Source organism: Streptomyces sp. RLA131, from assembly GCF_056270125.1.
In genome coordinates this window covers 798,997-822,464 of record NZ_JBWDOQ010000002.1, presented here as the reverse complement: position 1 = coordinate 822,464, position 23,468 = coordinate 798,997, and the positions used below count along the sequence as shown (strand labels likewise).

The following is a 23,468-nucleotide window of genomic DNA, read 5'->3' as shown; positions in this document are numbered from 1 at the left end:
GGCTGAGCAGCGCCGCGAGCCTTCGGCCGCCTGCGCGGACCCGATTATGCGCGCCACCCCCGTTCGTCTGGCTCGGCTTGAACGGTGGCGCGGGTCCTCGGCCGTCGGATCGCGGGACGTCCTGGCGTGCGCCGCGTGCTGTGCGCCGCCGGCCGTTCGCCCGGCGCGGGCTGAGCAGCGCCGCGAGCCTTCGGCCGCCTGCGCGGACCCGATTATGCGCGCCACCTCCGTTCGTCTGGTTCGGCTTGAACGGTGGCGCGGGACGCCCTGGCGTGCGCTGCGCGCCGCCGGCCGTCGCTGCGGCCCGGGGTGAGTGTCAGCCTGGGGCCTTGGGCGTTTGCGCGGTTGGGGCCGGGTGTTGGCGCGGGTTCAGCCGTGACAGTCCTCGCAGGACGGCGGTGCGGCCGCGTGCGGGGACCGTCCACAGTGGCTCGCCCTGTACACCCCAGCGCCGCAGTAGCGTGTTGGCGGCGAGGAAGCCGGTGGTCGCGGCCCGTTCCATCAGCGCCACCGGGTACGGGGTGCGGACCAGGTCGCCGGCGACGACCAGTGCGGGGTCGCCGGTGGTGACCGTGGGCCGGTCCTGGAAGCCGCCGACCGGGAACAGCGGGCAGTCCGCCCGCCACTCGTGGCGCACGTCGACCACTCCGGCCGCCGAGGTCTCCGGGTAGACCCGGTGCAACCCGGCGATCAGCCGGTCCTGTTCGGCGGCGCGGTCGGCCGTCGGGGCGACGGCGTAGGCGTGCAGTTCCACCACCGAGCCGCCGGTCTTGGCGGCCCAGCGGGCGGCCTCGCCCTCCCAGCGGTCCAGCACGCTGACGTTGTCCAGGCCGCCGAAGCCGCTGGTGCCCAGGAACCCGGGCCGTCCGGCGGCCACCGGGCGGTCCAGCCACAGCCGCGTCACCAGGAACGGCGGCGCGGTGCGCAGCCGGCCGACCCGGTCCCGCCACGGCTGGTCGGCCAGCCGCGGCGAGCCGGCCACCAGCGTGCGCAGCCCGCCGGTGTCCAGGGCGAGCACCACGGCGTCGTGCCGCCGCGACACGCCGTCGGCGGCGGTCGTCACCCGGTGGCCGCCGTCCGGTGCGGGCTCCACGGCCGCCACGGCCGTGGCGGTGCGCAACGTCGCCCCGAGCGAGGTGAGATGACGGCCCAGCGGCTCCCACAGCGCCTGCGGGAAGGGCTCGGCGGGCACGTCGAAGAGCAGGCCCTCGGAGGAGCCCAGGAAATAGATGTGGAACATCAGCACCAGCTCGGCGGCGGACAGTTCGCGCGGGTCGGCGAAGAAGCTCCGCGAGAACACCTCGAAGGCCAGGTGGTGCGCGGCCTCGGGGAAGCGGATACGTTCCAGGAACTCCCGGGCGCTGACCCCGTCGAGCCGCTCGTACACCTCGGGCACCCGCACATCGAGCAGGGGCAGCGCCGCGGCCGGGTTCATCCGGGCCAGATCGCGCCAGCCGAAGCTGGGACTGCGTGCGACAAAGCCCAGGGCGCTCCACGGCGGGGTGCGCGGCACCTTCGCGAAACTGTCGTACATGCCGTCGGCGTGCCGCAGCGGATAGTCGGGCAGCGCGGTGAGCATGCGCAGGCCGGGATCGGCGCGGCGCAGCAGGGACCGCAGGTTGTAGTACTGCCGGAAGAAGGCGTGGAAGCCCCGGCTCATGGTGGCCGTGGTGCCGTCCGTCAGCTCCGTGGGCCATCCGGCGAGCCGGCCGCCGAGGCCCTCCTCGCGTTCGTACAGCGTGACGCGCACGCCTCGTTCGGCCAGCGCCGTGGCGGCGGCCAGCCCCGCGATGCCGCCGCCGATCACCCCGGCGTCGGGCGCGTCGCCGGTGCCGGCCCCGGCGACCCGCACGGCGCCCGGGGACGGCGGCACGAAGCGGGCCTGGCGGTCGCGGGCCCCGGGTGGCGCGGCGGTGTCCCGGCGCCCGCTCAGCGGCCGGTTCACCGCCCCGCTCCCGGCGTCCGGCGCGGCACGCGGCCGACCACGGTGTGCGCGATGCCGGTCTGCCAGCCCGGCAGCGGCAGCACCCGCACCGCCTCGAAGCCGGCCCGGCGCACCCGGTCGCCGAGCGCCGCCGCGCTGTCGAACTCCAGGACGCTGCGCCACAGATGGCGGTACAGCCCCTCGTCACCGGTGAGCCGGCCGGCCGGCAGCACGATGCCCCGGCACACCGCCGTCCACACCGCCCGGTCGGCCGCGCCACCGCCCAGCGCGTAGTCGTGCACCGCGAGCCGGCCGTCCGGCGCGAGCAGACCGCGTACGGCCGTCAGGACCGCGTCGGGGTCGGTGACGTTACGGAGCAGATAGGCGGCGAAGGCCGCGTCGAAGGGCCCCTTGATGCCCGCCCCGGCCAGCCCCTCGGCGGGCGCGTGGACGAAGGACACACCTGGGGGCCAGCGTTTGGCGGCGGCTTGCTCCAGCATCCCGGCGGAGGCGTCCACCGCGACGATCGCGGCGTGCGGGGCGGCGGCCAGCAGCGCGGCGGTCGAGGCGCCGGTGCCGCAGCCCAGGTCCAGCAGCCGCAGCCCGGCCCCGCCGACCGGCAGCCGCAAGCGCCTTGCCGAGCGCCGCAGATGGGTGTGATAGCCGGGATTGACGGCGACCAGCCGGTCGTAGAAATGCGCACCGCGGTCGAACGCACTGCTCAGCTCCTCGTCGCGCAGCAGGGTCATACGATGCTCTCCTCCTGGTCGTGCCGGGACAGGCCGGGCATTTCTACGACGGTGCGCAACATCGGCAGTACGGGGGTGCGCAGGCCGATGAGCAGGTCCTCGGCCGGCCGGGTGCGGCCGTCGAGGAAGCGCAGCAGCCGCTCGGCGGGCACCTTGCGGAACAGCCCGGTGAAGAACTCCGCGCCGTCGATCCGCCCGCTGTCCAGCGCGCGCAGCAGCACCGAGTCCATGGCCAGCGAGCGGGCGCGGTGAGCCGGCGGCGGCAGCGGCGTGCGGCCGTGGGCCAGCGCGGCGGCGACCGCGGCGGTCTGCCGCTGCACGGCGCTGAAGGTGTAGCCGGTGGACGGGCGGGTCGCGCCGCCCGCCGCTCCGATCAGGAACACCGACCTCCCGGCCCGGCGCGGGAACCGGCCGTCGGTCATCGGGATCACGCCCTGCTCCCGCGCGGTGATCTCGAACCCGTCCAGGCCCAGGACCTCGCCGGTGTAGCGGCGCAGCGCCGTGTCGTACGCCTGGTCGTCGAGCACCTGCCGGGAGAACTCGGTGTACTCCACCAGCGCCTCGCACGGGCCCAGCGGCAGCACATAGCCGAACGACAGTCCGTGCGGGGGGCGGGGGGTACGGAAGTCCATCAGATCCGCCGTCCCGGCGTCGAACACCGGCCGGGCGGTGCGCACGAACCAGCCGCGGAAGTGCTGCAGCAGCGTGGTGCGCGCGGCCGGCAGCCGCCGGGGCGGCCGGGAGTCGAACACCCAGCGGGCCCGCAGCACCACCGGCCGGCCCGCCGCGTCCCGCCCGCGCACCTCGGCGCCCCCGGGAGCGTCCCGTACGTCCACGACCTCCGCCCCGACCCGCCGCACGGTGCCGGCGGCGGCCAGCCGGGCCCCGACCAGCGTCTCGAAGTCGCCGGAGCGCAGCATCTTGTACCGCAGCGGCGCCGGCCGGGCCAGGGTCGCGGTGCCGTCGGGACCGTGCACCCGCAGCCGCTCCCAGGACGCGGTCAGGGCCTGGTCGTACGGGCCGCCGGGCGGCTCCCAGAAGCACCAGGTGCGCTGCGCGGGACGCAGCGGCCCCGGCGGGGCGTCCACCAGCACCACCGAGGAGCGCCGGCCGCCGGGCGGCCGCGGTCCGGCCAGGCGGTGGGCGAGCGACAGACCGGCCGCCCCCGCACCCACGATGACGACGTCCGCGTCCGGCACGAGCGCTGCTCCTTCCGCCGCTTTCCCTGTCGTGTGCCCCGGGTACCCCGGCCGGCCAGGTCGCCCCAGCATTCCGCAGCCGGTGTCCGTACGGACGCAGGCGGGACGGCCCTGTCACCGGCACCGCTCGGGTGGCGCCTCCGGCCCGGCGTCGCCCGCCGCGCCGAACAGTTCGGGCTGTGAGGCGTACGGCAGGTCGTCCAGCGGGCGGCCGGAGCAGAAACGGGCCATCAGGTCGGCGAAGTCCGCGATCCGCTCCACCGGGGCGAGATGGTCGGTCTCACGGATCGTCATGAAGGACGCGCCGGGCAGGCAGCGGGCCACCTCCCGTCCCATCGCGGGCGTGGTCAGCGTGTCGTACTCACCGGTGACGACCAGGCTCGGGACCGGGGGAGCGGGCTCGGGCCGGTACCACTCGTGGCGCATCAGCCGGGTGTTGTGCTCGGCGGACTTGCGCAACTGCTCCGGGCTCTGCGCGGAGATCTGCTGGTAGACCAGACGGGCCACGGCGGCGTGCTTGCGCACCCGGCCGACACCGGGAGGCGACATGAACCGGTCCGCGAGCTCACGGGCGATGGTGTCCGTCTCCCCGCGCCGGATCATGCCGTCCCAGCGTTCCATCGCCGCCGCGTAGTCGTCGGGAATCGCCGTGGTCATCCCCACCAGCATCATCCGGCCCACCAGATGCGGGTAGTGCTGGGCGAAGCGCAGGCCGACCGAGCCGCCGTAACAGGCCGCCACCACGCTGACCCGGGCGATGCCCAGCTCGCCCAGCAGCCGGCGGACGGCCGCGGCCAGGAAGTCCACGCCGTAGCGGGCCGGCAGGAAGTCGGCCGTACCGTATCCGGGCAGGTCCACCGTGATCACCGGGCTCTGCGGGGTGAGCCACCTCTCGTGACGCACCCAGGAGAACCGGTCCTGGGAGGAGCCACCCAGGACGAGCACGGGATCGCCGCCCGTCGCGCCGCCCGTCCCGGCCTCCCCGCCGGCGATCCGGCAGGTGTAGCGGAATCCGTCGAAGACCAGGTCACGTTCCTCGGCCCGTTCCTCGGCCCGCTCGGCGGGGACGGGTTCCGCCCCCGCCTGCGCGGGGACACCGGTACGGCCGGTGCGGCCCGGGGTGGCGGGGATGACATCTACAGACACGGTCGGACTCCAAGCGCTGGCGGACAGAGGACACTGCCTGTGACTAACCAGCTCCGCCGCCGAAGGTGTCGGCCCCGTTGCCACGACCCGTGGGAAATCACACGAAACGCATCACCGGCGGCCGCCGGGGAACACGGCGGTGGAACGACCCACCGCCGAGATGAAGGTGTCCCATGCTGAATGCCCCGTCAGCCCCGCGCGCGAGCACCACCGGCGCGGGGCACCCCGAGGCCGAGGCCCACGGTCCGCAGGAGGACCGCGACGACCTCAGACGCAGACTCGAACGGCTGATAGGAATCGCCGCCACCGAGGGGAACCTGCTCGTGCCGCTGCGCAACGGCGACGAGATCTTCCCCGCGATGCTCGGCCGTATCCGGGCCGCCCGGCACACCGTGGACATGATGACCTTCGTGTACTGGAAGGGCGACATCGCCCGGGAGTTCGCCGCCGCCCTCGCCGAGCGCGCACGCGCGGGCGTCCGCGTCAGGCTGCTCCTGGACGGGTTCGGCAGCCGGCTGATCGACAAGGAACTGCTGCGCATGATGGAGACGGCCGGTGTGCGTGTCGCCTGGTTCCGCAAGCCGCTGCTGATATCCCCGCTCAAGCAGAACCACCGCTGCCACCGCAAGGCCCTGATCATCGACGAGTCCATCGCCTTCACTGGCGGCGTCGGCATCGCGGAGGAGTGGTGCGGCGACGCCCGTAACCCCGGCGAGTGGCGCGACACCCATGTGGAGATCCACGGTCCGGCGGTGGACGGCGTCGCCGCGGCCTTCGCCCAGAACTGGGCCGAGTGCCGCGAGGAGCTCTTCGACCGCCACGACCGCTTCGCCCGGCACCGCCCGGCCGGCTCCGCCGTGGTCCAGGTCGTCCGGGGCTCCGCCGGATACGGCTGGCAGGACATGCAGACCCTGCTGCGCGTCGTCATCGAGTCCGCGCAGACGCGGCTGCGGCTGACCACCGCGTACTTCGCCCCCGACTCCTACTTCGTCGACCTGCTGTGCCAGGCCGCCCGGCGGGGCGTCAGCGTGGAGATCCTGCTGCCCGGCCCGCACACCGACAAGCGGGTGTGCCACCTGGCCGGCCGCTACATGTACGAGCGGCTGCTCGACAGCGGCGTCAGCATCATGGAGTACCGGCCGACGATGATGCACGCCAAGATCATCACGCTGGACGGCAAGGCCTCCCTGATCGGCTCGACGAACTTCAACCGCAGGTCGATGGAGCACGACGAGGAAGTCATGCTCGCCGTGCTCGACAAGGACTTCACCCGCCGGCTCGACGAGCACTTCGACGAGGACGTCAGCCGGGCCACCGCGATCGACCCCCGCCGCTGGCGTCGGCGCTCCCTCGCCCGCCGGCTGCTCAACGCCTCCGTCCTGCCGATCCGCCGCTGGCTGTGAGCGGAGCCCGCCTGACCGGGACCAACGACCCAGATCCGCCGAGAACCGAGGAGAAGAGACAGAGATGACCACCCCCGAGAACGAGTACGGCAGCGACGTTCCCTCGTCGGGCAAGGAGCTCCGCCGCGACGCCGAGCACGCCCGTGAGCAGCTCGGCGCGACCGCGGAGGGCCTCGCGGCCGAGGCCGCGGACACCGCGGCCCATACCGCCGCCGACGCGGAGGCGCAGGCCAAGGCCAAGGGCGCGGCGCTGAAGACCCAGGCGCAGGACGCCGCGGGCAAGGCCGCGTCCCAGGCCCGCGAGACGGCCGCCCAGGTCCTGCACACCGCCCAGGACAAGACCCCTGAGCCGCTGCGCGAGGCGGCAGCCGAGGCCAGGACCCGGATCGGCGAGACCGGTGCCGCGCTCACCGCCGCCTACCGGGACAAGGCTCCCGAGCCCGTGCAGGAGAAGCTGGACCAGGTCGTGCGGACCGGTCGCCGCAACCCCCGCCTGGTGGCCGTCGCGGCCGCGGCGGTCATGGTGCTGCTCGTCGCCCGCAGCAGGCGGCGTCGGTGAAGGGACTCAACGTCAGCAACGTCAGCCACGTCAGCAACGTCATGAACGTCATGAACGTCGTGCACGACATAAAGGGCATGAAGGGCAGGAAGGTATGAAGAAGCGGCCCGTCACACTCACATACCGGCCGGTCGGGCTCGCCCTGGGCATCCTCGGCGGCCTCCTGGCGAGCGCTGCCTTCAAGCAGGCGTGGAAGGTCCTCGCCGACGAGAAGGACGCGCCCGACCCCACCGACGAGGACCGGGGCTGGCGGGAGATCCTGGTGGCGGCCGCCGTCCAGGGTGCGATCTTCTCCGTCGTGAAGGCCGCCGTCGACCGGGGTGGCGCCACCGCCACGCGCCGTGCGACAGGCGTCTGGCCCGGCTGACCTCTCGTCAGCAGGCGGCGGAGAGCAGCCACCGCCACCGCCCGCGCTCGGTGACCAGGGTGGCGGTCGCCAGCACGGTGACCGCCACGGCGGCCCACGCCGGCCACGCCACCCAGGAGGAGACCACCGCCGCGACGAGCTGGAGGAGGACCAGCGCGATCGTGACCGGACCGGGCACCGCGATGATCACGCCGGTCTTGTCGCCCGGGGTGGACAGCACGGTCGGAAGCCCGATCAGCACCACCACGGACGCGACGGCGAGCACCCATGACCGGTCGGCCAGGGCCCACGGCGTGGCCACCCAGGCCACCAGTTCCGTCGCGAACCGCAGGACGGACGCGGCCCGGTCGTCCGGTCGCCCCCCGAGCGCGGTCGCGGTCGGGTTCGCGGCGTCAGCGGCAGGATCATCGGTCACGCCCGGACGATCCCACGGCGGACCGCCGCCTGTCAGGCCTTCGACGCCGGGGCGGGGGCCGCCCCCGCGATCGTGCTGGTGCGGGCCGGGCCGGGCCCGGCGGCGGCCGGGGCGGAACGTGGCGCGCGGCCCGTCGCGGCTCGCCCGGCCGTGACGCGCCGATGGCTAGGGTGACGGAACGTCACGTCAGCACAACGTGACCCGCCACGGAACCGGACCCGCCGGGACCGGTCTCACGAAAGGGGCGACCGCGCATGGCCGAGGGCCGCAGCGGCAACCAGCGGTACGACGTCGTGGTGATCGGCGCGGGCCTGGCGGGCCTCGCCTGCGCCCAGGACCTGTGCGCGGCGGGGCTGTCCGTGGCGCTGCTGGAGGCCTCGGACGCCCCCGGCGGCCGGATGCGGACCGACCGCCGGGGCGGATTCCTCCTCGACCGGGGCTTCCAGGTCTTCAACACCTCCTACCCCCAGGTGCGGCGCAGGCTCCGGCTCCGCGCGCTGCGCCTGCGCGCCTTCACCCCCGGCGCCCTGCTGCACACCGGCTCGGCCCGGCTGCGCTTCACCGACCCCACCCGCCGCCCGCGCGAGAGCGCGGACCTGCTGCCCGGCCGCCTCGCCTCGGCCCGCGACCTGGCCGCCCTGGGCGTGCTCAGCGCCCGCGACATGCTGGCCCCGGTGCGGCTGCTGCGCGGCGGCGAGGAGACGACCACCCTGACCGCACTGGCCCGCGCCGGGATCTCAGACGACCTCGTGGAGACCTTCTTCCGGCCGTTCCTGTCCGGGGTCTTCCTGGAGGACGACCTGGAGACCTCCAGCCGCTTCTTCCATCTGGTCTGGCGGAGCATGCTGCGCGGCACCGCCTGCCTGCCCGCCGACGGCATCGGGGCCGTCCCCGCGCAACTCGCCGACGCACTCCCGCCGGGCACGCTGCGCACGCACTCCACCGTGCGGGACCTCACCGACGACGGTGTGCTGCTGGCCGACGGCACCGGGATCGACACCGGCTGCGTCGTGGTGGCCACCGGGCCCGGCGCGGCGGCCGGCCTGCTGCCCGGCCTGCGCACGCCGCCCACCCGCTCGGTGACGACCTTCTACCACGCGGCCGGCCGCTCACCGCTGCGTGAGGGCGTCCTCCTGCTGGACACCGGGCGCCGGTTCCTCAACACCTGCGTCCTCACCGAGGTGCAGCCCGGCCTCTCACCCGACGGCCGGGCCCTGGTGTCGACCTCGGTCCTGGGTACCGACACCTCGCCGGGACGGGAGGCCGCCCTGCGCACCGCGCTCGGCGACGTCTACGGCACCGAACCGGCGGACTGGGAGCTGATCGGCTCCTGCCCCGTCGCCGAGGCGCTCCCGGCGATGCCGCCGCCCCAGTCGCTGTCCCGTACGAGCCGGCACGCCCCCGGCCGTTATGTGTGCGGCGACCACCGGGCCACCGGTTCCGTGCAGGGCGCGCTGGCCTCCGGTGCCCGGGCCGCCCGCGAGGTGCTGGCGGACCGGGCCGGCCGGCGTCAGCAGCCGACGCGCACGGGCAGCTCGTAGAGGTCGTTCTGGGTGACCACCGGTTTGTTGCGCAGCGCGGACACCGGGACGGCGAGCGCGAGATCCGGGAAGCGTTCGAAGAGGGCGGGCAGCGCCACCGCCGCCTCCAGCCGGGACAGGGCCGCGCCCGGGCACACATGCGGGCCGTGCCCGAAGGCGATGTGCCGGATGGGTGCGCGGGTGATGTCGAACCGGGCGGCGGTCGGGCCGTGCTGCCGCTCGTCGAGGCCGATGGCCGCGTACGACACGATCAGTGCCTCGCCCTTCGCGATCACCGCGCCGCCCACCGGGACGTCCTCGGTGGCGAACCGGATGAGTACGTGCGAGGTGGGGGTGGAGTACCGCAGGGTCTCCTCGACCACCGCCTCCCAGGTGGCTTCGCCGCTGCGGACCAGCGCCAGCTGCTCGGGGTGTTCGCAGAGGTTGACGACGGCGTTGACGATCAGGGAGATCGTCGTCTCGTGCCCCGCGGCCATCATCAGCTGCAGCGTGCCGCGGATCTCGTCGTCGGTAAGCCGGTCGCCGTCCTCGGAGGCGAGCAGCAGCGCGCTGGTCAGGTCGTCGCCCGGCGCGGCGCGTCTGGCGGCGACCGTCGCGCCCATCAGCGCGGCCAGCTCGCCCAGGGTGGCGATCACCTCCGCCGGCGGGGTCCGGGTGGAGAAGAACCTCTCGAACAGCACCTTCAGCCGGGGCAGGTCGGCCTCGTCGATCCCCATCAGCTCACGGACGACGTACATCGGCAGCGGGTAGGCGAACTCGGCCTTGAGGTCGACCACGTCGCACACCCGGGCGGCCGCCTCGACCCGGTCGAGGAGTTCGCCGGTGAGTTCCTCGATACGGGCCCGCATCCGCTCCACCCGGCGGGGGGTCAGCGCCTGGGCCACCAGGGCGCGCAGCCGCCGGTGGTCCTCGCCGTCCACGGTCAGCATCGAACGCCCCGGGTTGGCCAGGCCGATGAGCGGCCAGTCGGCCGGTATCCCGCCCCGGGTGAACGCGTCCCAGTGCGCGATGTCCTTGACCAGCCTCGGGTCGGTCAGCAGCGCCCGGGCCTGCGCGTGGTGGGTCACCGCCCACACCGGGACGCCGCCCGGCAACTCGACGGCGGTCAGTGGACCGGCGGCGTGCAGCCGCGCGCTCTCGCCCGCGAGATCCCCGACGAGCGGGTCGAGTGCGATACGGGAGCCGTGGAGCGGACCGTCACCGGTCACCGGGCACGCCATCTGTTGTCCTCCGGGGTTCTGACGAAGTTCTGACGAAGTTTCTGACGAAGTTCTGGCGGGGTTCGCGCGGGGATCACGCCGAGCCGAAGTCGGCCGAGCCGAAGTCGAGCGAGAAGTCATGGAGCGTCACGCTCAGCAGGGGACGGCGCCCGGAGAGCCGGCCGAGCGGGCCGTCCTCGGGTATCCGCCAGCGCGCCCGGGCCAGGCCCAGCCCCGAACGGCACCGTACCGGCGTGGCCTTGAGCGCCCCGGCCAGGGTCTGGGCGACCCGGTAGGACACCGGCCAGCGGCCCGGCAGCCGCAGCGCGGGACGGAACGCCGCCTCCGCCAGCAGCCCCCGTTCGTCGCTGGCCGTGGCCCGCAGCCCCATCTCCCGGCTGACCCCGAACGACGCCAGCTCCTTGGGGATGCCCCACAGCGCCCTGCCGCCGTCCCGGGAGGGCGGGCTGTCCACCCAGATCTCGGTGATCCACGGCATGACCCTGGCGCGGCGCCGTACGAGCACCGCGCACAGCAGCTCGGTGTACCGCAGCACGCTGTCCGCCTCGTACAGCACCACGGCGGTACCGACCGGGCAGCGCCCGGCGATCGTCACGGGACGGGTGCCGGGCGGCAGGTCCTGCGGGATGGCGGCGCGGGGCGCCAGCCAGAGCGACACATGCATCTGGCCTTCGAGGTGCCAGGGTTCGGCGGGATAGGTCATGTGCGCTCCCTGGGATGCCGAGGGGTCCGCCTCCGGGGGCGGACGGATCGGGCCCGGTCCGGCGCTCACCGGTCCGGTCCGTCGCGCGGCACCGGGACCTCGTGGCGCAGCGCGCCCGGCGCGGTGTCCGGTACGGCGGGCCGGACCGGGGGCACGGGGCCCACGGTGCGGTAGGCCTCGCCGGGGGCCGGACGGGGATCGGGGTCGCCGAGGTTGGGCCACAGGGCGGCCGCGCGCTCGGCGAGGGCGGTGATGGTCAGGGACGGATTCACGCCGAGGTTCGCCGGGACCGTCGATCCGTCCACGATGTGCAGGCCCGGCTGCCCGAACACCCGGTGGTAGGGGTCGACGACACCGCTGCCGGCGTCACCGCCGATGACGCAGCCGCCGATGAGATGCCCGGTGGTGGGGATGTTCAGCAGGTCGCCCCAGGTACCGGCCGCGATCCCGCCGCTGCGGCGGGCCGCGCGGCGCGCCGCGTCATGGCCGGCCGGTATCCACACCGGGCTCGGCTCGCCCTCGCCGGGGCGGCTGGTGAGACGGCGTCCGGTGCCGGTCCGGCTTCGCCGGGTGAAGGTGGTCAGGGAGTTGTCCAGGGACTGCATGACCAGCAGCACCACGGTCTGCCGGGACCAGCCGCGCGGGACGTGCAGCCGGAACAGGTCGCGGCGGCGGCGGACCATCTCGGTCAGCCCCAGCCCCAGCCGGGAACGCCCGGGTACCGGGTCGGTGAGCACCGCGCCGAGCAGGCCCAGCAGGTTGCTGCCGGGACCGTAACGGACCGGTTCCACCTGGGTCGAGGCGTCCAGGTGGACCGAGGAGGTGATGGCGACGCCCTCGCCGAAGTCGGTGCGGTCGTCCCGGGCCCGTACGGCGAGGACGGCCTCGGAGTTGGTGCGGGTCAGCCGGCCCAGGGGCTGGGGCAGGTCCGGCAGTTCGCCGCCGTCGCGCATCCGGTGCAGCAGCCGCTGGGTGCCGAGGGAGCCGGCGGCCAGCACCACCTGGCCGGCGGTCAGGGTGCGGCCGTCGCGGCGCACCGGGCGGCCGGTGGCCCGGGTGCGCAGCGACCAGCCGCCGGCGGTGGGCCGCAGCGAGGTGACCGTACGCTCGGGCAGTACCTCGGCGCCGGCCGCCTCGGCCAGGGCCAGGTAGTTCTTGGCGAGGGTGTTCTTGGCGTTGTGGCGGCAGCCGGTCATGCACGAGCCGCAGTGCAGGCAGCCGCGCCGGTCCGGGCCGGCGCCCCCGAAGTACGGGTCGGCCACCGGTGTCCCGGGCGCCGTGCCGGGCGCCCCGAAGCGCACGCCGACCGGGGCTGCCCGGAAGGTGTCGCCGACGCCCATCTCCTCGGCGACCTCGCGCAGCAGCCGGTCGGCCGGTGTGGTGCGGGGGTTGGCCGTCACACCGAGCATCCGCCGGGCCTGCCGGTAGTACGGGGCCAGCTCGGCCCGCCAGTCGGTGATGCCGGCCCACTGCGGGTCACGGAAGAAGGGCTCGGGCGGTTCGTAGAGCGTGTTGGCGTACACCAGCGAGCCGCCGCCGACACCGGCGCCGGTCAGCACCAGGACCCGGCCGAGCAGGTTCATCCGCAAAATGCCCCGGCAGCCCAGCCATGGGGCGAACAGATGGCGGCGGACCCGCCAGGAGGTGCGCGGGAAGTCCTCGTCACGGAACCGCCGGCCGGCCTCCACCACCCCGACCCGGTACCCCTTCTCCGACAGCCGCAGCGCGGTCACGCTGCCGCCGAACCCCGATCCCACGATCAGCACGTCGAAGTCGTGCCGGTTGTGCTCGTTCCCGGGCCGGCCCGTCATGACGGGATCCGTACGGGGACGAAGTACGCCAGCAGCGGGGCGGCGAGCCGGGCCACGCGGGCCGGCAGGTCGGCTCCGTCGGGGTCGAGTTCGATGACGGCCTCCAGACCGGGCGAGAAGGGAGCGAGGGCCAGGTGGGGGAGGAGCAGGATCAGCAGCGACAGCAGCGCGTCGAGGTCGGCGCGCTCGTCCAGCTCGCCGAGCGCGACGGCCCGCTCCAGCAGCGGGCGCAACTCGCCGACGTACACCCGGTGCACGGGGGTGCGGACCACCTGCCGTACCGCCGGGTCGATCTCCAGGTTGGTCGCGGCGGTGACACCGCGCTCCAGTGGATGGGCGCCGAAGTAGTCGACCCAGGCGCACAGCGCGGCGAGCATGTGCTCGGCGAAGGGCACGGTGCCGTCGTATCCGTCGAGCCAGGGGCGCATCGCGTCCAGGACCCGCAGCGAGGTCTGTTCGGCGACGAAGCCGAACAGGTCGAGTTTCCCGGCGAAGTACTGGAAGAGGGAGCCCTTGGCGACGCCCGCCTCGCGGGAGACGGCGTTGAGGCTGCCGGCGGAGTAGCCGTGGCGCCCGAACTCGTCCATGGCCGCGACGAGGATCCGTTCCCTCCGCCCGGGATCGAGGTTGTCCCATGTGGTGGTCGGCATCGTCGCCTCCTGTCATGACCGGGTGGTCATACGGACCGCCCGGTCATCATGGAGGCGCCCGGATCCACTGTCAACGCTCAAAATCCCTTACCGCACGGGCTGTTGACAGCATCTGTGGCGCGCCGCACGCTGTGACCACCCGGTCACACGACCACCCGGTCATGGCGGAGGACAGGGACCGGACGAGGACCGAGGGGGCCGCCCGTGGAACCTGTATGCGTCATCGGAGCCGGATCGTCCGGCATCGCCGCCTGTCAGGTGCTCGCCGCCCGGGGCATCCCCTACCACGCCTACGAGACGGGCTCCCAGGTCGGCGGCAACTGGCGCTACCTCAACGACACCAACATGTCCTCGGCCTACCGGTCGCTGCACATCAACACCTCGCGCCAGATCATGGAGTACGCGGCCTTCCCGATGCCCGAGGACTGCCCCGTCTACCCCGGGCACGCCGACATCGCCCGCTACTTCGACACCTTCGTGGACCACTTCGGCCTGCGCCCGGTCATCTCCTTCCGTACCGAGGTGACCGCCGTCGAGCCGGACCCGGGGCAGCCGCCCCACGGGACGGGCGCCACCGGCAACTGGGCCGTCACCGTGAGGGACCTGGACTCCGGCACCAGCACCACCCGCCGTTACGGGGCCGTGCTGGTCGCCAACGGCCACCACTGGAAACCGCACCTGCCCGAGCCGGCCCTTCCCGGCGCCGACACCTTCACCGGTGAGCAGCTGCACTCCCACCACTACCGCACCCCCGGGCCCTACGCCGGCCGGCGGGTCCTCGTGCTGGGGATCGGCAACTCCGCCTGCGACATCGCGGTGGAGACCTCCCGGGTCTCCGCCCGGACCCTGCTCGCCATGCGCCGCGGAGCGCACATCCTGCCCAAGTACCTGTTCGGCGTCCCCACCGACCACCTGACCGGGTCCTGGCTGGCCCGCGCCCCGTTCGCCGTCCAGCGCCTCGGCCTGCGGGCCCTGCTCCGGCTCAGCCGGGGCCGGGTCACCGACTACGGGCTGCCGCGCCCCGACCACCGGCTGCTGTCCGCGCATCCCACCATCTCCGACGAGCTGCTCGGCCGGCTCGGCCACGGCGACATCACCGTCAAGCCCGCCATCGACCACTTCGACGGCGACCGGGCCCACTTCACCGACGGCACCAGCGAGCCCGTGGACGCGGTCGTCTACTGCACCGGCTACGACATCGAGTTCCCGTTCCTGGACCCGGGGATCGTCGACCCGCGCGGCAACGACATCGGGCTCTTCCACCGTGTGGTCCCACCGGGCAACGCCGGGCTGTACTTCATCGGCCTGGTGCAGCCGCTCGGCGCGATCATGCCGCTGGCGGAGGCCCAGGCCCACTGGGTCGCCGACCTGCTGGAGGGCGCCGCGGCGCTGCCGTCGCGACGGGCGATGGACAAGGAGATCGCCGCCTATCGCAGACGCACGGCCCGCCGCTATGTGAGCTCCCGGCGCCACACCATCCAGGTCGACTTCGGCAGCCACCTGCGCGAACTGCGCGCCGAACGGCGCCGCGGACGGGCTGGAATCCGGCGCCCCCGGCTCCGGCGAACGGGGACGAAACGGTCACCGCGCTAGTTCACGTACGTGGAGAAGGAGTTGACCGCCAGTCCGGTGCCCGCCTGCCACGGCTCGAAGCCCGCCTGGACGCTGGTGAGGTACCAGGAACTCGACGCCAGACCACGGCCGACCGCCTGGCCGACGAATGCCATGACGTCGAAGCCCCAGCTGCTCAGGGTGGACGACGACACGAAGGAGATCACGTTGTTGGAGCCGTTCCAGCCGGTCCACACCTGCCACGACAGCCCGCCGACCGTGGCGGTGCCGACCTGCGACCCGACCGGGTAGACCGATCCGACGCGGTTGTACCAGACCATGATCTCGGTCTGGTTGACGCCGTTGGTCCTCGGTGTCGGATCCAGCCAGATGTCGTAGGACGCGTCGTACACCGCGCCGCTGACGTAGCCGAAGGAGACGCTGGTGGGTGCGCTGCTGATGGAGCCGAGCTGCTTGGGCAGGTTGGTGCCCGGCGAGCAGTTGGTGTAGTGGCAGCCGTAGAAGACCGAAGGGTACGACTTCGGGGCGCCGTTGGTGGGCACGGAGCCGTCGGCCCGGGTGATCTGGAAGCCGGAGCCCGTCACGTTGACGCACTGGGCGGCGCTGGTGCCCCACCGGTTGTTCTGCGCCACGTACCGGCCCTGGATGGTGGTGGACGCGTACTGGTCGCACAGGACGGTGTCGGCCCGCGCGGGCAGCGCCGAGGTCATGAGCCCGGTCAGTGAGGCCAGCGTGACGAGGGTCGCCGTTACCGCGGAGCGCAGGGAGGATCGCATGGGGGTCCCTTCGGCGGTACTGGATGTGGGGGAGGGAACGACCCGACGATGGGAGCGCTCCCACATCGTTCCCGGGGGACTTTAGGACGTGCCGGACGACTCGACAAGACGCGCGACGCCCCCAAATCCGGCCGGGCCGGGCCCGCTTCACGGCCCGGCCCGGCCCCGACGCGGCCCCTCCCGTGGTCCCCTCCTGTCGCCCGCCCCTGCCGCCCCGTCGCCCGCCCCTGCCCGGTCCGTCAGCCGGTGGCGCGGCCCACGCCCGCGAACACCCAGTACTCCGAGGGGTTGTCGGGCACCTCGTCCTCGGGGTCCGGGCGCCACAGCGGTACGTAGACGAGCCCTGGGTCGACCATCGCGTAGCCGTCGAACAGGCCCGCGATCCGCTCCCGGGAACGGGCGGTGACCGGCGAAGCGGTCTTCGAGCGGTACAGCTTGCCGACCGCCGCCGCGGTGTCCGGGCGGTCCTCGGAGGTCGCGTGGGTGAGCGCGAGCCAGCTGCCGGAGGGCAGCGCCTCGCGATAGGCGGCGACCAGGGCGGCCGGGTCCTCGTCGTCCGTGACGAAGTGCATGATGGTGATCATCAGGACGGCTGTCGGCAGATCGGGGTCGAGCAACTGCTTCACCTGGGGCGAGCGCAGCACCTCCTCGGGGTCGCGGATGTCCGCGTTGACGATGCCGGTGAGCGGGTCGTCGGCGAGCAGCGAGGAACTGTGGGCCACCGCCACCGGATCGTTGTCGACGTAGACCACCCGGGAGCCGGGCGCGGCGGCCCGCGCGACCTCGTGGACGTTGCCCTGGGTGGGGATGCCGGAGCCGAGGTCGAGGAACTGGCGTACGCCCTGGGCCGCCAGGAAGCGCACCGCCCGGCCCAGGAAGGCGCGGTTGGCGCGGGCCAGCGACCGCACCTGCGGGTCGATCGCGGTGAAGGCGGCCAGCGCTTCGCGGTCGATGGCGAAATTGTGCTGGCCCCCCAGCATCGCGTCGTACATACGCGCCACACTCGCCTTGCCGGGATCGACGCCGTCCGGTATTTCTGTGCGACCTGTCACTTCAACACTCTTTCTGTATAAGGCAGTTGGTGATGCATCCTAAAATCTTCGGCAGGCGTCGCGCCCCGGTACGGCGACCGGCAGGGGGTGACGCCGCCCGGATTCCCTGTCGACGACGGGCACCACTTTGCGAAAGGACGCGATGCACCCATCCGACCGGTACCACCCGCACGCGCCACCGGCGGCCGGCGCGACGGTCGGCACAGTGGCGGGTCCGGCGTCCGTCCCGGCTTCGGCGTCCGCCCCGGCGCCCGCCCCGGGTTCCGCCCCGGCCTCGGCTTCCGCGTGGCGCCGGCTGACCGCCTCGGCCGCGGGCGACGCCATAGGGTCCGTACTCGACCTGCACACCACCGGTGACCACGTCGTCCACGCGCTCACCCCGGGCTTCTGCCAGGCCGCGTCGGTCTATCTGCTGGAGCGGTGGCTGGTCGAGGAACTGGCCGGGATGCCCGCCGACCCGCCCCGCATCGAGGCCCGCCGGCTGGCCGTGCGGATCGGCTCCGACACCCGCGAGGAGTACACCAGCCTCCTGCCGGTAGGGGAGGTGCTGGTCTTCCCCCGGGACACCCCATACGCCCGCGCCCTGGCCACCGGCCAGTCCCAGGTGCTCGACGCCGTCGACGCCCACACCGCGCGGCGGCTCGTCTCCTCGGGCCCCGGCGACGCCCGGATCGAGGGACTGCTGCGCGCCACGTCCTTCCTGGTGGCCCCGCTGCGGCTGCGCGGCTCGGCGGTCGGCTTCATCGCCTGCACGCGCGACCAGGGGGAGCCCGCCTTCGCGGCGGCCGATGTCGCGGCGGTGGAGTCGCTGGCCACCCGAGCGGTCGTCGCCCTCGACAACGCCCGGCTCTACGAACGCGAACGCCGCACCGCCCTCGCCATCCGCGCGAGTCTGCTGCCCACCGACACCACCTCCGGCGTCGAGGGCTGCCGGGTCGCCCACGCCTACCACCCGGCCGGTCACGACGGGCTCGTGGGCGGCGACTGGTTCGACGTGCTGCGCCGCTCCGGCGACCGCGTCGGCCTGATCGTCGGCGACGCGATGGGGCACGGTCCCGAGGCCGCGGTCGCCATGATCCAGCTGCGGACCGCGGCCCGCACCCTCGCCGGCCTGGATGTCGACGCGCAGCAGCTGATGCGCGGTCTGGACGCGCTCGCCGCCGACACTCCCGGCGCCTCCTTCGCCACCTGCGTCTACGCCGAGTGGGACCGGCGGCGCGGCGTCTGCACCCTGGTCGCGGCAGGCCACCCGCCGCCGCTGCTGCGGGTGAACGGCGGCTCCGCGCGGGCCGTCGACCTCGGAGCCGGCCTCCCGCTCGGCCTCGGGGACTGGAGCAGTGACCCGGTGGAGATCGCCGTCACCGAGCCGACGCTGCTGCTGCTCTACAGCGACGGCCTGGTCGAGTCCAGGCACGCTGACATCGATGTCGGCATCAGCCGGCTCGCCCGTGCCCTGGAGGAGGTCAAGGACATCGAGAGCGACCTGCCGGGCCTGTGCGACCGCCTCGTCACCGACTCCCCGACCGGCAGAACGGCCGACGACATGACCCTGCTCCTCGCGGAGCTGACTCCGGGCCGCGCCGCTGGGTGAGCGGGTCGCGGGGCCGCCGGGGCGGCGCCCGCCCAACGGCTCGTTCCCGCAAGGCTCGATCCTGTCAGTCTGCTGTGAGTGCGCTATGGACAAAGTAATGTCATGTGCACTTAAATCTGGGCCGCCATCACCTCCGCACCGGCCGCCGCGCGCCACCGCGCCGGACGCCCGTGCGGGGGACCTCGCACGCCCCCGTGACCCGAGGAGCCCGATGCAGCCCAGTACGAGACGCACCGTCGCCGCCCTGACCGCCGCGATCGGCGTGACCGCCCTCACCACCGCCCTGCTGACCCCCACCGCGGCGTCGGCGGACAGTCACCGGCTCCCGTCCCGCGCGGCGGCCGTCTCCCACGCCGACCGCGCCATCGCCGACCACGCCGCCCGGCTCGCCGTGACCCCCGCCCAGGGGCGCACGGTCCGCGACGTCGTCACCGACGCCGACGGCGCCCAGCATGTGCGCTACGACCGCACCTACCGGGGCCTGCCCGTCCTCGGCGGCGACCTGGTCGTCCACCTCGCCCCGGGCGGCGGCTACGCGGGCGCCGACCGGGCCACCCGCTCCGACCTGGCGGTACCCACCACCACCCCGGCGGTACGCGCCTCCGTGGCCGCGGACAAGGGGGTGGCCGCGCTGCGCAGCGCCCACCGGGGTACGACGTTCCGTCAGGCCAAGGCCAAGCCGCAGCTCGTCGTCGACGCCCTGCGCGGCGCCCCCCGCCTCGCCTGGCGCACCACCGCCGTCGGCCTCGACACCCTCGGCAACCCGGCCGCCAGGGTGACCCTCACCGACGCCCGTACCGGCGCGCGCATCGACGCCTGGGACGCCCTGGAGACCGCCACCGGCGACGGCGCCTCGCTCTACGGCGGCACCGTGCCCCTGGAGGCCACGCTCAGCGGCACCACGTACCAGCTCAAGGACGCCACCCGCGGCAACACCTACACCGGCGACGCGCAGAACAAGACCGACCTGTGCATCTTCGGCATCTGCATCTCCCGCGCCCCCGCGGTGCTGTTCACCGACGCCGACAACCACTGGGGCACCGGCGCCACCGCCGACCGCGCCACCGCCGCCGTGGACGCCCAGTACGGCACCAACGAGACCTGGGACTACTACAAGAACATCCACGGCCGCACCGGCATAGCCAACGACGGCAAGGGCTCGTACAACCGCGTCCACTACGGAAGCAGCTACAACAACGCCTTCTGGGACGACAGTTGCTTCTGCATGACCTACGGCGACGGTGACGGCACCACCTTCGGCCCGCTGGTCGCCCTCGACGTCGCCGGCCACGAGATGTCCCACGGCGTCACCTCACGTACCGCCAACCTGACCTACTCCGGGGAGTCCGGCGGTCTGAACGAGGCCACCTCCGACATCATGGGCACCCTGGTCGAGTGGTACGCCGCCAACGCCACCGACAAGGGCGACTACCTGATCGGCGAGCGGATCGTGAAGTCCGGCTTCGGCAAGGCCGCACTGCGCTTCATGGACAAGCCGTCCACCGACGGCAGTTCCGCCGACTGCTGGAGCGCGAGCGTCGGCAACCTCGACGTCCACTACTCCTCCGGCGTCGCCAACCACTTCGCCTACCTCCTCGCCGAGGGAAGCGGCAGCAAGACCATCAACGGCGTCACCTACAACAGTCCCACCTGCAACAGCTCCACCGTCACCGGCATCGGCCGGGACAAGCTCGGCAAGATCTGGTACCGCGGGCTGACGGTCTACATGACCTCCAGCACCAACTACGCGGGAGCCCGCACCGCCACCCTGAAGGCCGCCACCGACCTCTACGGCGCCTCCAGCGCCGAGTACGCCGCCGTGGCCGCCGCCTGGTCGGCCGTCAGCGTCGCCTGACCCGGCTCGTCGCACCGGCCGTCCGCACTCCGGGCGGCCGGTGCGGCGGTCCTGATGTGCCGTTACCAAAGGGCGGCTTCCGCGAACCGGTGGCGACCGGGTGGCTGTGGGGTGGCTCGGGGTGGCGTATCCGCGCGGGTGGCCGCTGTGGCACGGGTGGACCCGGGATGCGGCCGGACGCCCGCCGGCCGGGACGACATGGATGCCGTCTGCAAGAGAGCGTTACGGACATGTCCGTGTTTAGTAACGTGAACGGGTTTTTGGGGCGAAGTGGGTGCGAGGTGCATCACAGTGGTGTTCACCGGAGCAAACAACCGGAATCCGCACCATTCGCGCATCACCTTCCCGAGGTGTGCGCCCGCACCACAAAGGGGTCATCATGTCCCGTACCGCACAGCGTCTCGCCGCCTCCGTTCTGGCCTCCGGCGCCGTTCTGGCCGCCGCCGCACTCCCGGCGACCGCCGCTGACCACGGCCACGGCCGGCACCTGGCCCAGCGGTCCGCGGTCGTGTTCGGCACGATCCAGTACGACAGCCCCGGCCCCGAGAACGGCTCCAACCGCAGCCTCAACCGTGAGTGGGTCACCCTCACCAACACCCGGCGCGGCCCGGTGAACCTGAGCGGATGGACCCTGTCCAACTCCGACCGGCGTGCCTTCCGCTTCCACGGCCTGCGGCTGCGCGGCCACGAGTCCGTACGTGTTCACACCGGCGTCGGCCGCGACACCTTCCACGACATCTACCTGAACCGTCACACCTACCTGTGGGACAACCGCTCCGACTCGGCCACCCTGCGCAACGACCACGGCCGCGTCGTGGACGTGGCCTCCTGGGGCCGCCACCACGGCGACGGTGACGGCCACGGTCACGGCGGTCACGGCAACGGTCACGGCAACGGTCACGGCAACGGGCACGGCAACGGTCACGGCAACGGGCACGGCAACGGGCACGGCACCGGTCATGGCAACGGCGGCGGCCAGGGACACGGTAACGGCGGCGGCAACAACGGCGGCGGCAACGGCGGTAACGGCGGCGGCAACACCGGCGGGGGCAACGGCGGTGGCGGCGGTAACGGCGGGGGCAACGGCGGTGGCGGGGGTAACGGCGGCGGCAACGGCGGCGGCAACGGCGGCGGCGGTAACGGCGGGGGCAACAACACCGGCGGGGGCAACGGCGGCGGCGGTGGCCACCACTGATCCCACCCCCCCCCGCGCCATCATGGGGTTCGACCGGCGTACCGCGGCACTCAGCCGCGGTACGCCGCTTTCGTACCCGGAGGCGTCGAAGGGAGTCGGAGGGGTGACGCGGGGTACCCGACGCGGGGAGAGGACGGCTCCGTCGTCCACCGTCCGCCCCAGGAGGCCGTCATGCCCGGACTGATCGCCCGGATCAAGGAGTTCAGCCGCAGCCCGCGGGGCCGGCGGGCGGTGGAGTCGGCGCGCCGGGCCGCCGCCGACCCCCGTAAGTGTGCCCAGGCCCGGCAGCTCCTCGGCCGGCTGCGTGGACGGCGCTGACGTCCGGCGTCTGAACGCCCGTCAGCTGAACGGGTCGAGGGTGATGTACGCCTGTCGCGGGTTGCTGTCGTTGACCAGCGACTCGTAGTTGCCGACGTCGTCGAAGGCGAAGGCGTACGCCTTGCCGTCGGCCATCTGCGCGTGGATCGTCCGGGCGTAGTGGTTGGTCACCGCGTCCTGGTAGAAGGCGGCTGACGAGGTGTCGGGCTGGTTGGGGTCGACCAGCAGTGTGGAACGGTTGAATCCCGCGCACAGGGTGCGGGAAATCGGGCCCCGTACCAGGTCGTTGGGGGCGTCGAGCAGTTTGTAGCAGCCGAAGACGCTGTCGGCGTCGGGCTTCTGGAACGTGGTGACGATCGCGCCGCCGCTGTCGGTGAAGTTCATGACGCCGCCGGAGACCCTGCCGTAGTACTTGGTGTTCGGCTGGCTTGCGAACGGGGTCACGATCAGCGTCGATGTGGCGTATTTCGCCCACACGCGGTTGACGTAGTCGTCCATCACGGTGGAGGGCAGGGCCCCGGACTCGATGCCGTGCCCGGGAGCGAGCGCGCGCAGAATCGTGCCGTCCGCGCGGGTCCTGATGAGGTTCGCCCAGCCGCCCGGCTGACTCCTGAGCGCGTTGAAGAAGCCCGGGTAGCCGCCCGACTTGAGGTGGCCGGTGCTCCTGGTCGTCCCGTCGGCGAGCTGGACTCCGACGGCGTACGGGGCCGAGAACATGTCGACCTGTGTGCTGTTGATCCACAGTCCCGCGTCGTTGAGCGTGTACTCCGACCAGTTGAAGAGGATGTCGGCATTGGGGTCGGAACGGTTCTGCACGGCGGGTTGGACGAGCCCGCCGGTGGTGAGCTTGAAGACCAGTTTCTGGCCGTAGGAGAAGTACACCCGGCCGGAGAACTTCGGCATCCGGATCGTCAGCGACTGGCCGTTGACGGGTCCGGCGATCGACGCGTCGGGCGCCGGGGTGGGCGGATTGCCCCCGGCCGGCCAGGCGTGGAAGGTGCCGGCCGCGTCGGCCCAGCCCTGCTGGCCCGTCGTGAGCAGGGTCCCGAGGTTGTAGATGTAGATCTGGTCGGCGCGACCGGAGTTGTTGGTGAACTTGAGCGGGATGGTGTCCGGCACCGCGGCCCGGGCCGCGGGTGCGGTGCCCGCGACCGTGAGCCCGGTGGCGAGTGCCACCGCGGCGGCGAACGCCGCCAGTCCCTTCCGTATGGAGAGCACGCTCTGCCTCCTCGTGAGGTGGGCCCGGCGGGGAGAGCCGTCGGGTACCTGCTTTTGAGAGCGCTCTCAGAATCAGGGTGTGAGTATTACATGTCAAGGTCTAGACCATATTCCTGTCCGGTTCGTCGCCACCCGTGACCTGCGACTACGGGATCAACGTCGGAAAGGTGCGGCCATTTGTGTTTGTCCGGCGCGGCAGCGGCA

At 73.1% G+C, this 23,468-nt stretch carries 20 protein-coding genes and 1 pseudogene; 9 read left to right on the top strand and 12 right to left on the bottom strand.

The window, feature by feature from the left end:
* Positions 1–316 precede the first annotated feature (316 nt).
* From RWE79_RS04540 to RWE79_RS04525, 4 genes are all read right to left on the bottom strand, one after another.
* On the bottom strand, positions 317–1,945 hold the full coding sequence (locus RWE79_RS04540; protein WP_475938702.1) for an FAD-dependent oxidoreductase: 1,629 nt from the start codon (positions 1,943–1,945) through the stop codon (positions 317–319).
* The gene (locus RWE79_RS04535; RefSeq protein WP_475938701.1) at positions 1,942–2,673 is read right to left on the bottom strand and encodes a class I SAM-dependent methyltransferase; all 732 of its coding nucleotides are present in this window, start codon (positions 2,671–2,673) and stop codon (positions 1,942–1,944) included. Before RWE79_RS04535 ends, RWE79_RS04540 begins: the two co-directional genes overlap by 4 nt.
* The gene (locus RWE79_RS04530) at positions 2,670–3,872 is read right to left on the bottom strand and encodes a lycopene cyclase family protein (RefSeq protein ID WP_475938700.1); all 1,203 of its coding nucleotides are present in this window, start codon (positions 3,870–3,872) and stop codon (positions 2,670–2,672) included. Before RWE79_RS04530 ends, RWE79_RS04535 begins: the two co-directional genes overlap by 4 nt.
* 114 nt (positions 3,873–3,986) lie before the next feature.
* Complete coding sequence (locus RWE79_RS04525) at positions 3,987–5,018, bottom strand: alpha/beta fold hydrolase (protein ID WP_475938699.1); 1,032 nt, start codon at positions 5,016–5,018, stop codon at positions 3,987–3,989.
* A 173-nt stretch (positions 5,019–5,191) separates the two neighbouring features.
* On the opposite strand from RWE79_RS04525, the gene RWE79_RS04520 reads away from it, so the two are divergent.
* The 3 genes from RWE79_RS04520 (at position 5,192) to RWE79_RS04510 (ending at position 7,347) form a co-directional block, all read left to right on the top strand.
* Complete coding sequence (locus tag RWE79_RS04520; RefSeq protein WP_475938698.1) at positions 5,192–6,421, top strand: phospholipase D-like domain-containing protein; 1,230 nt, start codon at positions 5,192–5,194, stop codon at positions 6,419–6,421.
* 64 nt (positions 6,422–6,485) lie between these two features.
* Positions 6,486–6,980, top strand: coding sequence for a hypothetical protein (locus RWE79_RS04515; protein ID WP_475938697.1), 495 nt, complete (start codon positions 6,486–6,488; stop codon positions 6,978–6,980).
* A 94-nt stretch (positions 6,981–7,074) separates the two neighbouring features.
* Positions 7,075–7,347: a DUF4235 domain-containing protein gene (locus RWE79_RS04510; RefSeq protein ID WP_475938696.1), complete on the top strand. Its 273-nt coding sequence runs from the start codon at positions 7,075–7,077 to the stop codon at positions 7,345–7,347.
* A gap of 7 nt (positions 7,348–7,354) precedes the next feature.
* On the opposite strand, the gene RWE79_RS04505 is transcribed toward RWE79_RS04510, so the two are convergent.
* Complete coding sequence (locus tag RWE79_RS04505; RefSeq protein WP_475938695.1) at positions 7,355–7,762, bottom strand: hypothetical protein; 408 nt, start codon at positions 7,760–7,762, stop codon at positions 7,355–7,357.
* 254 nt (positions 7,763–8,016) lie between these two features.
* Between RWE79_RS04505 and RWE79_RS04500 the strand changes: the two genes are divergently transcribed.
* Positions 8,017–9,303, top strand: a complete 1,287-nt coding sequence (locus RWE79_RS04500) for an NAD(P)/FAD-dependent oxidoreductase (RefSeq protein ID WP_475938694.1) — start codon at positions 8,017–8,019, stop codon at positions 9,301–9,303.
* On the opposite strand, the gene RWE79_RS04495 is transcribed toward RWE79_RS04500, so the two are convergent.
* The 4 genes from RWE79_RS04495 to RWE79_RS04480 all read right to left on the bottom strand — a co-directional run bounded on the left by RWE79_RS04495 (position 9,273) and on the right by RWE79_RS04480 (position 13,687).
* Positions 9,273–10,523: a cytochrome P450 family protein gene (locus RWE79_RS04495; RefSeq protein WP_475938693.1), complete on the bottom strand. Its 1,251-nt coding sequence runs from the start codon at positions 10,521–10,523 to the stop codon at positions 9,273–9,275. The two genes, RWE79_RS04500 and RWE79_RS04495, sit on opposite strands and share 31 nt — an antisense overlap.
* A 73-nt stretch (positions 10,524–10,596) precedes the next feature.
* A complete protein-coding gene (locus tag RWE79_RS04490; protein ID WP_475938692.1) occupies positions 10,597–11,226 on the bottom strand; it encodes an acetoacetate decarboxylase family protein in 630 nt (209 codons plus the stop codon).
* A 65-nt stretch (positions 11,227–11,291) separates the two neighbouring features.
* Positions 11,292–13,037, bottom strand: coding sequence for an FAD-dependent oxidoreductase (locus RWE79_RS04485; RefSeq protein ID WP_475938691.1), 1,746 nt, complete (start codon positions 13,035–13,037; stop codon positions 11,292–11,294).
* Positions 13,034–13,687 (bottom strand): TetR/AcrR family transcriptional regulator, encoded by a 654-nt coding sequence (locus tag RWE79_RS04480; protein ID WP_475938690.1) that lies wholly within the window; start codon positions 13,685–13,687, stop codon positions 13,034–13,036. The genes RWE79_RS04485 and RWE79_RS04480 overlap by 4 nt, the downstream gene beginning before the upstream one ends.
* A gap of 204 nt (positions 13,688–13,891) precedes the next feature.
* Between RWE79_RS04480 and RWE79_RS04475 the strand changes: the two genes are divergently transcribed.
* A complete protein-coding gene (locus RWE79_RS04475) occupies positions 13,892–15,280 on the top strand; it encodes a flavin-containing monooxygenase (RefSeq protein WP_475938689.1) in 1,389 nt (462 codons plus the stop codon).
* Here the strand turns inward: RWE79_RS04475 and RWE79_RS04470 are convergent.
* Positions 15,280–16,035, bottom strand: a pseudogene (locus tag RWE79_RS04470) (GH12 family glycosyl hydrolase domain-containing protein); the annotation flags it as partial. The gene RWE79_RS04475 and the pseudogene RWE79_RS04470 sit on opposite strands and share 1 nt — an antisense overlap.
* A 239-nt stretch (positions 16,036–16,274) precedes the next feature.
* Complete coding sequence (locus RWE79_RS04465; RefSeq protein ID WP_475938688.1) at positions 16,275–17,087, bottom strand: SAM-dependent methyltransferase; 813 nt, start codon at positions 17,085–17,087, stop codon at positions 16,275–16,277.
* A gap of 142 nt (positions 17,088–17,229) precedes the next feature.
* Between RWE79_RS04465 and RWE79_RS04460 the strand changes: the two genes are divergently transcribed.
* The 4 genes from RWE79_RS04460 to RWE79_RS04445 all read left to right on the top strand — a co-directional run bounded on the left by RWE79_RS04460 (position 17,230) and on the right by RWE79_RS04445 (position 22,046).
* Positions 17,230–18,678: a PP2C family protein-serine/threonine phosphatase gene (locus RWE79_RS04460; protein WP_475938687.1), complete on the top strand. Its 1,449-nt coding sequence runs from the start codon at positions 17,230–17,232 to the stop codon at positions 18,676–18,678.
* A gap of 211 nt (positions 18,679–18,889) precedes the next feature.
* Entirely contained in the window at positions 18,890–20,533 is a 1,644-nt protein-coding gene (locus tag RWE79_RS04455; RefSeq protein ID WP_475938686.1) for a M4 family metallopeptidase, read from the top strand.
* 379 nt (positions 20,534–20,912) lie between these two features.
* Positions 20,913–21,728: a lamin tail domain-containing protein gene (locus RWE79_RS04450; protein WP_475938685.1), complete on the top strand. Its 816-nt coding sequence runs from the start codon at positions 20,913–20,915 to the stop codon at positions 21,726–21,728.
* Positions 21,729–21,899: 171 nt separating this feature from the next.
* Complete coding sequence (locus RWE79_RS04445) at positions 21,900–22,046, top strand: hypothetical protein (protein WP_475938684.1); 147 nt, start codon at positions 21,900–21,902, stop codon at positions 22,044–22,046.
* A 21-nt stretch (positions 22,047–22,067) separates the two neighbouring features.
* Here the strand turns inward: RWE79_RS04445 and RWE79_RS04440 are convergent, their stop codons facing one another.
* A complete protein-coding gene (locus tag RWE79_RS04440; protein WP_475938683.1) occupies positions 22,068–23,264 on the bottom strand; it encodes a glycoside hydrolase family 64 protein in 1,197 nt (398 codons plus the stop codon).
* Between the last annotated feature and the right edge of the window lie 204 nt (positions 23,265–23,468).